Genomic DNA, 12,218 nt, shown 5'->3' with positions numbered 1-12,218 from the left:
GGGAGCCGGCTTAGCCGGAAACCTGCGCGATCCAGTCGGTCAGGTTGTAGTAGGTGGTGACGCGAGCGATCTTGCCGTCGCGGATGGCGAAGAAGGTCCCCGCCGGCAAAATATATGTCTGGCCCTTGGCTTCGGGAAGCCCGCTGTCGGTGGCCTTGTAGACGCCGTGGACGTTGAACTCGGCGGCCGCGCGCTGCCCGTCCTTGCTCACCATCACCACGATGTTCTCGAGCTTCTCTTTGTAGTGGTGGTCCATGCGCGCGTTGAAGGCCTTGAACTTGTCGAGGCCCTGGCGCCGCTCACCCTGATTGACGTCGTGGATGACGTCATCGGTGAGGCAGGCGATCATGCCGGCGCTGTCGCCGGCGTTGAAGGCGTCGTAGTAGCGGCGGATGAGGGCGGCGGTCTCGCTCCGCACCTTGCTTTCGGCGTCGCTCATGGTGGCTCCAGATACTGCGGTTCGGAGCGCTCCTTAGCAGGTCGTCGAGCGCCCTGCTACCGCCCGCGGTCGCGACATAGGGCGCTCACGGACCGCGGATCTCGCCGCTATTCAGAACCGGGCGCGATGCCAGGCGATGAGGTCGCCGGTCTCGCCGACGGTGCGGCCGATGGCGCGCACGATGCGGCGCATCCAGCGGGGGAGACGCTCGGCGTGCACGGCGTCCTCTAGGTAATCCTCAAGGTCGTACAGCAATCTGGTCATGAACCACCCGCATGGCTTCGAGAGGTGGTGGCGTTGGCGCACCCCGGCATTGCAGCCCCCAGTCAGCGGTGAGTCGCTTACCGGTTGGTTAACCGCCGGCGCGCGCAAAAAAAAGGGCCGGGCGCTTCGATGGCGCGCGGCCCCAGTCTGCGGTGCGGATGTTCAGATCAGCGGCGGTTGCTGGCGGAGCGGCGGGCGATCTCGGCCTTGGAGACCTCGCCGGCGGCGACCAGGGCGGCGATGCAACCCTTGGACAGCTTATAGCCGACGGCGCGCATGCATTTGCGCGTCTGGGCGCTTTCCGGATCGTAGGCGCTGCAGTTGCTGAGATAGTCGTTGGCACAGGCGTTGCGCACCTGCGGGCTGACAGCGTTTGCCTGTGGGACCGCGGCGATGGCCGCGATGAGCGCAACCGCGGCGACGAACGCAGCGCGGTACGCATGTAACTGGAAGCCGGGGGACGTTGCGGTCATTGCCTTCATTCCTTTACGAGGTCCTCAATACCCTGGATCCCGGAAGTACCAGCAAGGCGCACGCGTGACTGTCCCCGCGGTTACGGGATCGCTCGCGGCCTTCGAGCGAGACAAAGGTTTGGACGGTTGGGTGACGACAGACGGGGGTTAAGCGTCTGCCGGAGAGCATGGACCGTTAAGGTAACTGGCCGGTAAATGGGCGGGAATTGCCGAGCTATGAGGCGCGCTTAGCGGGGCTGCTAGCCGCGGCACGGGCGGCCGTCGACGTCGGCGCTCCAGCCGCTCTCGGCCTTCGTGTAGCGCACCGATTTGCTGCGCGCGAGCGACCAGCGCGCCCAGACGCTGCCATACTCGAAGTTGGTGAAGTCGGCCCACGAGCGCGCGGCGGCGGCCTGGGCAGCGGCCTTGGTGCGGCCCGAGCCTGATCCCGAGTGATAGTGATCCGACATGCACAGGCGGCCGCCTTCCTTGCGCAGATCGTGCGAGTAGGCAAGGCCCGTGTCGTCCGCGAGAGCCCCGGCGGAAACTGCCAGCGAGCCGATGGCGATGATGGCAAAGCGAGCGCAGCGCATGACCGTCCCCCCTATGCTGGACCGCCGAAAGTCTAGACCCGCGCCTTGGCCTCCGCAACGGCGCACAGGGCTACCAGACGAGCCGCTCCATCACCGCGATGGGGCAGGGTGCCGGCGGCGCGAATAGGCGCGCCAGCTGCTCCGGGCAAAGGCTGCCGGAGCCCATCGTCTCCTCGCGGTGAATGCCGGAAGCCACGAAAATGGCGTCAATTCCGAACGCCTCGGCACCCTTGAGGTCGGTGCGCAGGCTGTCGCCGATGGCGATGATGCGCTGGCGCGGCACCTCTCTGCCGCGCAGTCCTTCGGCGGCGGCGCGGGCGGCCTCATAGGCGTTGGCGTGCGGCTTGCCGGCCCAGAACACCTCCCCGTCCATCCGCTCGTAGAGATTGGCAATGGCCCCGGCGCAGAGGAACTGTCGGCCGCCGACGTCGACGACGAGATCGGGGTTGGCGCACACCAACGGTAGATGTCGTGCCCGCGCCTGCTCTAACAGTGGGCGATAGTCGTCGGCCGTCTCGTTGACGTCGTCGTTGAGCCCGGTGCACAGAATGGCATCGGCCGCGTCTATCCCGACGCGTTTGCCGCCAAGGCGCGAGAAGGTGGCGGCATCGCGCTCGCCTGGACCGATACAGAACAGATGCGCATAGCCTTTGTCGGCGATATGGCGCAGCGCTATCTCGCCGGAAGCGATGATGTCGTCGTAGGCCGCGCGCGGCACGGCGCGAAGATCGAGCATCGCAGCGACGCGCTCGCCGGGCACGGGCGCGTTGGAGACGAGGATCACCGTGCCGCCGCCGGCACGAAACTGCAGCAGCGCATCGCACGCCGCCGCAAAGCCGCGATGGCCGTCGTGCAGCACGCCCCAGACGTCGCAGAACATGACGTCATAGCGCGACAGGAGCTCGCCGGCATGGGCGAGAACGGGAGGCGGCGAGGTCGGACGCGGCATAGGGCGTGCTCTCGGGAAGAACTGAGGCGGGTGTCATTACGTTTTGTCAGCGGGAATGCCAAGGAGAACTCGCGGCGACGGCATGCAAGAGCGCAAAGCACCGCCGAAAAGGCGGCTGGCACGCGAGACGCCGGGGGAGGGCGTACCGCAGCGCCAGCGCGGGGCCGGGAAGGCCGTCGGGCAGCGGGCGGACCCGCAGCGCGGCAACGAGCTCGCGGACCCCGTCTCATCGAGCGCCACCGCGACGCGCGCAATCCCGAAGGCACCTGAACGCCGGCGCCGATTCTGGCGAGCCGATGCGGCTATGAACTATAGTCGGCAGCGAGCAGCCGAGGGTCACGCCGCAGATGCTATGCACGATCTACCGCGCCGCTGCGGGGGCCTTCACCGTGTTCGCCGTCGCCATGCAGTACGGGCTGCTGGTGCGCTATGAGACGCTGAACGGTCTTGGCGTCTCGTCGATCAAGTTCTTCAGCTTCTTCACCATCCTCGCCAACCTCCTTGCGGCGGCCGCCTTGCTCGTGCCGCTGATCGCGCCGCGCTCTTCGCTCGGGCAGTTCCTGGCGCGCCCGTCGGTGCGCACGGCGATTGCCGGCTACATCATCATGGTGGCGACGATCTACTATCTGCTGTTGCGCGATCTCAGCCAGCGTCAGGGCTGGCCGCTCTACTTCGAGCGCACGCTGCACTACGTGACGCCACCGTTGTTCGTACTCGACTGGGCGCTGTTCGTGACTAAGCGCGAGGTCCACTGGAGCGTCGGCTTTGCTTCGCTCGAATTTCCACTCGCCTACGTCGGCTGGACGCTCATCCACGGCGCCATGAGTGGCTGGTATCCCTATCCCTTCATCGACGTCGCCGAGCTTGGCTACCCGCGCGCGCTGGTGAACGTCGCCGGGCTGATCGCGATCTATCTCGCGCTGGTGGCGGCACTCGTCGCCGTCGGGCGACGCATCGGGCCGCAAACGGATGGCAGCGCCTGAGGACGCCTACACAGCTGCCGACGCAGCCTACCTCGCGTCGATCTTCACGCCTGGCGCGTCGATGCTGATTCCGTGGCGCGACTGCTCGTAATAGAGGTAGCCGAGCACGGCGACGGCAATGACCAGCACGGCGATGACAACAGTCTTGGCGTCCATGGATGCGCTCCTACCGCGACTTATCGAGCGTCTAACCGAGTGCCATATCACCGCCCCGCCGGCAAGCAGAGCCAGTCAGCAGCGGTCGAGCGACTAAAGCAGCGTAAAGGCCAATCCGGTCTTGGGGTCCCTGCCGCCGCGATAGACGTAGCATGCGTCCGGGTTGTCGGAACCGCAGCTCCATGACGACGGCGCACCGGCGGAGGTGCCAGCCGCTTCGCTGTCGATCGATGTATCGACCGTATTGACCTGCCACTGAAGTGCAGGGGCGTCTGTCACATTGTGCGCACAAGCGCCGAGGGAAAGTGACATCGCGCTGACGAGGAAGAGAGTGAGGCGGCGTGCGGGGTCGCGCTCCGACGCAATACCATTCAAAGCGAACATTGTTTCAGTTCCAACGCGGGCTCAGATCCGAACAATTGCGGTCCAAGATTGCGGCGCCGCTGCCCGTTGAGCAGTCCCCTGATTGGGGGAATGTCACGATTGGCGCCGGGGGATCGGGCGCATTGGCCGGCGCTGCACGCGCTCCAATCGGCTAATACCTCTCATTCTCATTTTAAATTGAAGCCCCTCCCAGCATGGCCTAACATGGCATTTCAATGGGCGCGTATTCTGTGCGTGGGGAGCGCGCGCAGATGAGTGTGATGGGATTGACGCAGGATTTTGGTCACCCCGTCTTGGTCGACTTGCCGCGTATCGCGCTGACCAAGACAGTCCCTCCTGCGGTTCGCAAGTTTGCGGTTCAACGCCCGGAGCTGATGAAGTTCCTCGACGGCGCCGCTGCGCGCCGGGTCATCCTGTTTAGAGCCCCGGCCGGGTACGGAAAGACCATCATCGCCGCTGAATGGAGCCAGCGCTTGCGGGAGGCGGGATCGCTCGTCGCCTGGCTCAGCCTCGACAGCGACGACAACGAGCCGGGAGCGTTCGCTTACCATCTCGCGCGCGCTTTCGAGAGCGCGGCGACCAACCTCGGGCGCGAAGCCATCGAGCTGTTGCAGGCGTCTAACCTCATTCCCGCGCGCAACGTCATCTCGTCGCTGCTCAACGCGGTAGCGGAGACCGATTGTGAGACCTACCTGTTCCTCGACGATTTCCACGTCGTCTCGGATGCGCGCTGCCACGAGCTGATGAAGATGCTCGTCCGTTATGCCCCCTCGACCCTGCATCTGGTGCTCATCTCGCGCACCGAGCCGCGCTTTTCACTGTCGCGCCTGCGCTTGGAGGACGAGCTTGTCGAGATCGATGTGCCGCTCTTGAAGTTCAAGCCGCAGGAGATATGCGACTTCCTCGGCGATGCCCTGTGCCACCGGCTAGGCAAGGCGGGCATCGCCAAGTTGCACGCGACAACGGAAGGATGGCCCGCGGCCCTGCAGTTGTCGCGCATTGCGCTGACGAACTCCGCCGATCCGGTGGCGCATGTCCGCACCATCTCGGGTACGTCACGCACGATTTCCGAATACTTCGAAGACACGCTGGCCACGGAGCCGGAGGAGGTCGTCGACTTCCTCCTGAAGACGTCCATCCTCGAGCAGATGAACGGCTCGCTGTGCAGCGCCGTAGCCGGTACTTCGGAAGAAGCGGCAATTCTCGAAGCCCTGGAGCGGGAGCAGTTCTTGCTGGTGCCGCTCGACGAGTCGGGGAACTGGTACCGCTACCACAATCTGTTGCGCGAATTTCTTCTCGACCGGCTGCGCACCAGGATGGGCGATCAGCTTCAAGACCTGCATCGCCGTGCCTGCCGCTGGTATGCCGCGCGCCAGATGTGGAGCGAAGCGGTCCACTACGCCATCGCCGCCGGCGACTACCCGCTGGCGCTCGAGTTCATCGAGAACTGCGCCATGTCTATGGTGGCGAGAGGGGATCTGCTCACGCTGCTCAGCTGGGAGCAGCAGCTACCCAAGGAGCTGATGAGCGGCCAGCTCGAAGTCAAGCTGGCACTTGCCTGGGGCATGAGCCTCGTCACGCGCTTCAAGGAGGCGGAGGTGCTGCTGACGCAGGTGGAGGCGGGAACGCACGCCGCCCTGGGCAGCGACTTGTGGTGGCGATGCCGGGCGGCGCGCGCGGTGTTCTGTGCGCTCACCGAGGACAGCGCACGCGGGCGCGACATCGCGCTGGAATGTCTCGCCGGCTACAAATTCGACGCCTTCAACTTCAATGCGCTATGCAACGTGGTGCGCTACGCCTACTTGAAGTCCGGCGATTGGAAGGCGTTCTATGCCGTCCCCAATCCCGATCCTTCTGCCGGCGAGGCATCGTACGTGCTTCCCGAAAACTACCGCCTCTGCCTCTACGGCCTTGCAGCCGTCAAACAGCTGAGGTTCGACGAGGCGTTCGATTTCTATGCGGTGGCACAGTCGCTGGCGGAAAAGTACGCGGGCGCAAAGTCGGTATCGGCCTCGATGCTCACCGCCCTTATCGCGCGCCTGGAGTATGAGCGCGGCGACGTTACGGGTGCCGAGGTGCGGGTGCTCGACGCCCTCGAGCTCATCGAGACGACGGCGTTCCACGAAGGCTTCCGCAATGCGTTCTTCGTGCTCGTGCGCGCGGCCGCGGTGCGCGGCGACTATACGCGAGCCATGAGCCTTCTCAACCGCGCCGAACGGTTGAGCTGGGAGCGCGGTTGGGGCGTGGTCGTCGCCATGCTGCTGGTCGAGCGCACGCGCCTGCTCCTGGCCAACGGCAACGTAAGCGAGGCACTCGCCCTAATGCCTGCATTCGATGAGCTGCACGCCAAGCACGCAGCGGACCTCGGCGCCTCCATCCGCACCTGGCGCCTGGTTGCGAAAGGGCTGATCGACGCGGCCTCGGAGAATCTGGAGGATGCCGCTGCCGCGCTGAGTGAGGCATTCAGCGGCCTGCTTTCTACCGACGACCGCTTTATCGCGCTGCGTGTCGGAATTGACCTCGCCGTCCTCTATGACCGCCTGGGCTTCTTGGCGAAATCGCATGCCCTTCTCAAGAAGCTGATGGCTTGGGGCGCCGAGGCCAATATGCCGAGCTTCGTGCTCGATCACGAACGGCGGATTGTGCCGATTCTCCTGAAGGCGCGAGACGCCGCCGTCTTCGACGGCGACGATCTGGCCATCAGGTTCGTCAACGGGCTGCTGCTTCAGCTGCGCGAGCGGCTGCAGGCGATGCGCAAGTCGGCGGCGGCGCGGCCACCCGATGAGCTGACGGCGCGTGAGCGAACGATCGTCGAGTTCATCGCGCGCGGCAGGTCGAACAAAGAGATCGCCCGCGAACTCGGTGTCGCACCAGAGACGATCAAAACTCACCTGAAGCGCATCTTCCAGAAGCTTTCGGCCGAATCCCGCGCGCAGGCCGTCGTCCGAGCGCAAAGCCTCGGCATGCTCAAGACGGGCGCTGCTCAGGCGGCTCTATGAGCCGGCAGGAGCTGTGGCGAACGCGCGGCGCCATGGTCGTTGTTCGGCCAGATGCCGTCCGCCATCGCCTCCAGCGCCGGGATGTCCAGGAGGCGCAGATCCTTTCCCGCCGCCGCGATAAGGCCGCGGCGCTCCAGCTCGACGAGCAGCGCCGCGAGGTCGTCCAGCGTGAGCTGCAACAGATCGGCGATGAAGCCGCACTTCCAGGAGTCCTTGATGATCGCTGCCGGGCGTCCCTGCTGCACGTTGGTGCGCGCCGAGGTGACGAGTAGCGCCGCAACGCGCTCGATCGGCCGCCGCCGGCCAGCGCTGCACAGCTCGTCGCGCCGTGCCTCGAACTCGCGCTCGACCGAATGCGCCAGCATCGCCTGCGCGCGCGGGTCGTTCTTCACCAGATCCGGCAGCGCGTCGAGGGGATGACAGGTGACGCTCGAGTCGAGCAGGGCGCGGGCACTCAGGTGATGCTTCTGCAGGAAGCCGAGGCCGGCATAGTCGCCCGGAAACAGGAACTCGATGATCGACTGGCGGTCGGAGCGGCCGGTCTCATAGAGACAGATGGCGCCGCTCTCCACCCGATAAAGATGCGTTCGAGGATCGCCCGCCCTGAAAATGAAGGCATTGGCGGCGATCTGTTGCGGCGCAGCAGTCGTCTCGGCGGGGGGAGCCGCGACGGGGGAGTTGGAAAACGCAGGCTCGATGGGGGACGGGTGCCCACCTTTCCCACTGACGCCGACTAAAGACAGCCAAGCCATTTGGCTTCCCCGAACGCAAAACTGAGGGGGCGGCGCGGAATTTCGCCGCCACTCGAGAAAAATAGCCTCTGGGCGCGGTATTGTCTGTCCCCTGAATGGGGGACAGCGGCCCGTAGGATCCCGCCTGCAGACTACTCTGCCGGCGTCGGCGACCTACATTTCTTCCTGCGACAAGGAGGAGCCGAGATGAGTTCGTCGAACATGCGGGCAATGGCGGTCGCTGCGGCCGCGCTGGCCGTGCCTTTGCTCGCCGCCAGCGAGACCGAAGCCCGCCGCGGCGTGAAGCCCTATTACTCGGAGACGTACGAGACCAAAGGTCCGGTGCGCGGCTACGAAGGCTTCCTGTTCCCCGACTACTACTGCTCCTACAAGCGCTACCCCAACCGCGATTGCAGTGTCGATGCGCGCGGGCGCGAGCGGTGCCGCGTCACGGGTTGGCGGCTGGAGCAGACCTGTCAGTGACGGGCGGCCGGGGCTGATGACATCGCTTCCGGCCGGTTCCCCTCGGTACAGTTACATGTCCCGGGCGGTGCTATTATATTCGCTTTAGTGGATGTCGCTCATGGCTGATGTACGTGCAAAGCTGGCTGCCGGAGCTCTGGTCGTCTTTGCGCTGGGTGGGAGTGCCCCTGCCTATGCCCACGGCGTCGAGCGTGTGCGCCGCGAGCTGACCGAGCAGGGTTACGAGCAGCTCGAGTTCCAGAGGACCAAGCCCCCGTTCAAGCTCGATGCTTGCCGCGACGGTCAGCGCTATCACCTGCACGTCGACTTCTACGGCAAGCTCACGGAGCAGACTCTCCTCGGCCCGTGCAATGGCGGAGAGGCTCAAGCACCTGCGGAGGAGCCGACAGTAGAGGCCAAACCAGCGGAGCTGCCCAAACCGGCGTCGCCAGCGACCGCGCCGGCGAGCCGCGGCACCAAGACTCCACCCAAGCCAGCGGCGCGCGAGCTTTGCTCGAGGTACTTTGCGGAGATCGGAAAGACGCTCCAAGTCCCTTGCGAATAGTGCCTTGCGAATAGTGGACGTGACGATGGCGTGCGGGCGCGAGCGGCCGCGTCACCGGGTGGCGGTTGGAGCAGACCTGCCAGCGCAGGTTCTAGGCAGCGTTGCGCATCGCCTCGGCAAGCAGGTCGGCGGCAAAGCCCGAGTTCTTATCCTCCGTCTGATTGAAAACGTAGGCCGCCGCGCTGCCCTCGCCCAGCAGCGGGTTCTTGGCCAGGGCGGCAATGTCCTTCTGCCGCAGGCCGCGCTCGAGCAGCATGTGCCCGAACGGCGTCGCGCTCGGGCGGATGACTGCGCTGCCGGCGTGATCGGAGAAGAAGCGGCAGTATTCGAGCATCGCTTCGAACGGCCCGGCGGAGCAGTGCACGCCATTGGTTGCCGTCGTGACCTCCGGCAGGCCAAGCTCGTGGCTCCTCGCCCGCAACGTTTGCCGGATCGATCCCTCGGCGGCGCGGGCGGGGTCGGTCGCGCCAGTCATCTCCTGCCTCAGCACCGCCCAGTCGGTATCGGACCAGCATTCGAACACCACGAGCGCTTTGCCGGGACGCGTGTAGTGGAGCAGCTGCTGCGGGTGGAAGGCGTTGAGAACGACCATCCGCTCGCCCGCTACGTTGAGGACGCTGTAATATTTGCCGCTGGCGATCTTCTTCGATCCGAGGCTGTCGACGATGACGTTGAGGGCGAACGCGGACACCTCCGGATAGCGCTGCAGGAACTCGTGCGCTCCGAGAATGCCCTTTATCCCCGGGCACTCGGCCTCGAGCTTCTGCAGCGTCGGCGGGGAGAGGGCAGCGCGTCCCAAACGGGAGGCGCGATTGATCACGCCGTAGTGCTCTTCCATGATTTTGTGCTGCGCGAGGTAGGCCCCGTTGAGCACGCGTACGGCGCCGGTCTCGACTCCGTGCTTGCGTAGGGCGGCGGCGATGAGGTCGAGGATGGCGCCGAGCTTCACGCCCTCGCGCACGGCCAGCAGCTCGGGCTTCAAGAAGAGGACGAAGTGATTGCGTTTGTCGGGCTGGCGCTCGCCGAGCGGGACAAGCCATTGGTCGGCGGGCTGCTCCGCCGCGCTCACGTCGGTCACGGCCCTGATGATGTCGCGCTTAAGATGGTCCTTGCTCATCCTTGGCCTCGCCGCCCAAGTGAAACGCATACACGGCCTCTGCCCGGCACGGGTCGATCCTCTGCTGGCCGACGCTCGCCAGCCAGCGCTTGGCTTCCGGCAGGAGGCCCTTGCCGCGCCGCCGTCTAACACCCGGCGGGCCAAGGTCCTGGCCAAAGTCGACGACATAGACGGCCTCTCCATCGGTCCGCAGCCCGTTGAACACGCACATAGGGGCGAAGCCATGCCTGTCCATGACGGCGGCCAAGCGAAACACCTGATCGGTTAATTGTATGCTGTTGCTCGGGCTGCGCCGCAGCCAGGAGGCGAGCTTTTCCCCCACGTCCTGCTCCACCAAAAGCGCGCGGCCGGCGAAATAGAGCGTTGGCGTAGAGATGCCGCCTTGCGCCAGCAGTTGCCGCCGGTGCACCCACTCGTCGGCGATCTCATTGAGCGTCCGCGAGGTCGAGAAAGCGGTGACGGCCTTCAAGAGGACATCGCGTGTCGTCTCTGCGCTTATGACCTTGAAGCGATAAACGTATGTTTCCGCGCCGCCGCGCCGCCAGCCGTGCCTCTCCTCCAGCCTGACGGCACTCTCGGCATGCTCGGTCAATCCGAGCCGCCACAGCGCTGCGCCGACGGAGTTCGCCTCGGCGAGCCCGCACAGCTCCTTCTCAAGCGTCCATGATACGGCCATTGACCACGCACCCTAAGTCAAACCCCTGCGGTATTCTCCCTATCGGGGGCCCGGTGCGCAACCGTCGGCATTTCCGTGGCCGATGGCGTTTGCAGGCAACTGGTCTTAGTCTCGCGAGCCGTTGGCCCCGAGGCATGAGAAAGAGCGAGGGAGCGCGGGCGCCAAACGACCGCCATCCTAGTAACAATCCGGCAGCCTTTCGGCGCCCGCGTGCGGTGGCTGCAAAGCCGAGGGTGCTCTTCACGACGGCAACGGGCTTCAGGTCCCACCCGGCGCTTCGCGGGCCGGGCTATCATCGCTCAGGACCTAAAGCGGCTGCGCTCCGAAGTTGAATGCGGGAGCGCCGCTGCCGAAGGGCGTCCGTGCGTCCCATTGCTGGGGGCGCCCGGCCTCGGTTCGTTGCCCCGGCATGTGAGAGAGCTAATCTCGCGTCGACGCTGCGAACGGAAAGCAACGCCGCCTCAACCGGGCACCGACCTTGCCCCGCGTCGGCCGCTCAGCTGATGCGTCCCATGACGGGCAGGGATGAGGGGAGGATACGCGCCGCGCGAGGGGCGGGGATATCTGCGCGGCAGGTGTGGCCAATAACGGCCAGGTGAAAACCTCTCCTCGCCGGTTGCGATGGCTTGGCCACGCTTGGCAATCTGTGGGCACGACATCGTAAAAGTGAGCATGGTTTTGTGTTCCGCTCTTCAATCTCTCTTTGCGTTTGTCGTTGAACCTGGCAAGTATCCTCGGGAGCTGCCGATGTTCGTTCTCGGCGATGAGCTCGAAGCAAGTCCAATTGGTCCGATCATGAAGACGCCCAAGTCTGAACCAAATCGGGGGATGATGAATCAAGTGCGTGGTGGTTGGCGGGTCTTCGCCATCGGGACGAAGCCTGCCCTCGGCCCCATCGTGATACTGGCCGCATTGGCGATGGCAACGCCGCCGGCCTTCAGCAAGGCTGGCAGCCTTGCCGGCTCGTGGAGCGGTGGGGGTTGGGTGTCCTTCGCGTCGGGCACCAAGGAGCGGGCGCGGTGCCGTGCACGGTACAGTCGCGCCGGCGGTGACAGCTATGTGCTCAGCGCGACGTGTGCGACGGCGTCGGGCAAAGCATCGCAAACGGCAACCGTGTACGAGGTCAGCCCCAATCGGTATCGGGGCAGCTTCCACAATACCGAATACAACGTGTCGGGAAGCATCCGCGTCGTGGTGCATGGCAACAGCCAGTCCGTGACGCTGTCGGGTGATAGCGGTTCGGCGTCGCTTAAGTTGAGCCGCCGTTAATCCACGCAATATGTGCCAACCTAAGATGTCGCAGTTTGCGCGAGCGGCATTGAAGCAGAGCACGGTTGCTGCGCGTAGCCGATGAGATGCGACAATCGCGCTTGATCGGAGTCAATTCCCCATTTTGAGTAGGCCGCTAGTGTGAGCCTGCCAAGCTCCTCCACCCCCCGGAGCAGCTC

Annotated in this window: 15 protein-coding genes; 5 read left to right on the top strand and 10 right to left on the bottom strand. The window is 65.1% G+C overall.

Translation table 11 applies throughout. The features are described from left to right. Nucleotides 1-10: 10 nt before the first annotated feature. The 5 genes from F9K20_RS12005 to F9K20_RS11985 all read right to left on the bottom strand — a co-directional run bounded on the left by F9K20_RS12005 (nt 11) and on the right by F9K20_RS11985 (nt 2,697). Entirely contained in the window at nt 11-439 is a 429-nt protein-coding gene (locus F9K20_RS12005; protein ID WP_291001770.1) for a ketosteroid isomerase-related protein, read from the bottom strand. A gap of 111 nt (nt 440-550) precedes the next feature. After that, a complete protein-coding gene (locus F9K20_RS12000) occupies nt 551-703 on the bottom strand; it encodes a hypothetical protein (RefSeq protein ID WP_291001768.1) in 153 nt (50 codons plus the stop codon). Between the two features lie 167 nt (nt 704-870). Next, on the bottom strand, nt 871-1,176 hold the full coding sequence (locus F9K20_RS11995) for a hypothetical protein (protein ID WP_291001765.1): 306 nt from the start codon (nt 1,174-1,176) through the stop codon (nt 871-873). Between the two features lie 239 nt (nt 1,177-1,415). Beyond that, nucleotides 1,416-1,748, bottom strand: coding sequence for a hypothetical protein (locus F9K20_RS11990; RefSeq protein WP_291001763.1), 333 nt, complete (start codon nt 1,746-1,748; stop codon nt 1,416-1,418). Between the two features lie 70 nt (nt 1,749-1,818). Beyond that, nucleotides 1,819-2,697, bottom strand: a complete 879-nt coding sequence (locus tag F9K20_RS11985) for a TIGR01459 family HAD-type hydrolase (RefSeq protein ID WP_291001760.1) — start codon at nt 2,695-2,697, stop codon at nt 1,819-1,821. A 347-nt stretch (nt 2,698-3,044) separates the two neighbouring features. Here F9K20_RS11985 and F9K20_RS11980 point away from each other — a divergent pair, with 347 nt between their 5' ends. Then, nucleotides 3,045-3,680 (top strand): Pr6Pr family membrane protein, encoded by a 636-nt coding sequence (locus F9K20_RS11980; protein WP_291001757.1) that lies wholly within the window; start codon nt 3,045-3,047, stop codon nt 3,678-3,680. A 27-nt stretch (nt 3,681-3,707) separates the two neighbouring features. Here F9K20_RS11980 and F9K20_RS11975 read toward each other — a convergent pair whose 3' ends face one another. Next, nucleotides 3,708-3,836: a hypothetical protein gene (locus tag F9K20_RS11975; protein ID WP_291001755.1), complete on the bottom strand. Its 129-nt coding sequence runs from the start codon at nt 3,834-3,836 to the stop codon at nt 3,708-3,710. Between the two features lie 93 nt (nt 3,837-3,929). After that, nucleotides 3,930-4,220, bottom strand: coding sequence for a hypothetical protein (locus tag F9K20_RS11970; protein WP_291001753.1), 291 nt, complete (start codon nt 4,218-4,220; stop codon nt 3,930-3,932). Between the two features lie 251 nt (nt 4,221-4,471). Here F9K20_RS11970 and F9K20_RS11965 point away from each other — a divergent pair, with 251 nt between their 5' ends. Then, entirely contained in the window at nt 4,472-7,219 is a 2,748-nt protein-coding gene (locus tag F9K20_RS11965) for a LuxR C-terminal-related transcriptional regulator (RefSeq protein ID WP_291001751.1), read from the top strand. Here F9K20_RS11965 and F9K20_RS11960 read toward each other — a convergent pair. Then, nucleotides 7,204-7,971 (bottom strand): Crp/Fnr family transcriptional regulator, encoded by a 768-nt coding sequence (locus tag F9K20_RS11960; protein ID WP_291001749.1) that lies wholly within the window; start codon nt 7,969-7,971, stop codon nt 7,204-7,206. The two genes, F9K20_RS11965 and F9K20_RS11960, sit on opposite strands and share 16 nt — an antisense overlap. Before the next feature lie 186 nt (nt 7,972-8,157). Here F9K20_RS11960 and F9K20_RS11955 point away from each other — a divergent pair, with 186 nt between their 5' ends. Further along, entirely contained in the window at nt 8,158-8,433 is a 276-nt protein-coding gene (locus F9K20_RS11955; protein WP_291001746.1) for a hypothetical protein, read from the top strand. 100 nt (nt 8,434-8,533) lie between these two features. Further along, the gene (locus F9K20_RS11950) at nt 8,534-8,977 is read left to right on the top strand and encodes a hypothetical protein (protein ID WP_291001743.1); all 444 of its coding nucleotides are present in this window, start codon (nt 8,534-8,536) and stop codon (nt 8,975-8,977) included. Between the two features lie 91 nt (nt 8,978-9,068). On the opposite strand, the gene F9K20_RS11945 is transcribed toward F9K20_RS11950, so the two are convergent. Together F9K20_RS11945 and F9K20_RS11940 are read right to left on the bottom strand one after the other, a co-directional pair. Next, complete coding sequence (locus tag F9K20_RS11945; RefSeq protein ID WP_291001740.1) at nt 9,069-10,094, bottom strand: nucleoside-diphosphate kinase; 1,026 nt, start codon at nt 10,092-10,094, stop codon at nt 9,069-9,071. Beyond that, nucleotides 10,075-10,770, bottom strand: coding sequence for a hypothetical protein (locus F9K20_RS11940; protein ID WP_291001738.1), 696 nt, complete (start codon nt 10,768-10,770; stop codon nt 10,075-10,077). Before F9K20_RS11940 ends, F9K20_RS11945 begins: the two co-directional genes overlap by 20 nt. Before the next feature lie 747 nt (nt 10,771-11,517). On the opposite strand from F9K20_RS11940, the gene F9K20_RS11935 reads away from it, so the two are divergent. Continuing rightward, entirely contained in the window at nt 11,518-12,039 is a 522-nt protein-coding gene (locus tag F9K20_RS11935; protein WP_291001735.1) for a hypothetical protein, read from the top strand. Nucleotides 12,040-12,218: the final 179 nt, after the last annotated feature.

The organism is Hyphomicrobium sp. (assembly GCF_009026145.1).
Classification (GTDB): Bacteria; Pseudomonadota; Alphaproteobacteria; order Rhizobiales; family Hyphomicrobiaceae; genus Hyphomicrobium_A.
The sequence above is the reverse complement of the archived record's forward strand: the minus strand, read 5'-3'. Positions and strand labels throughout refer to the sequence as shown.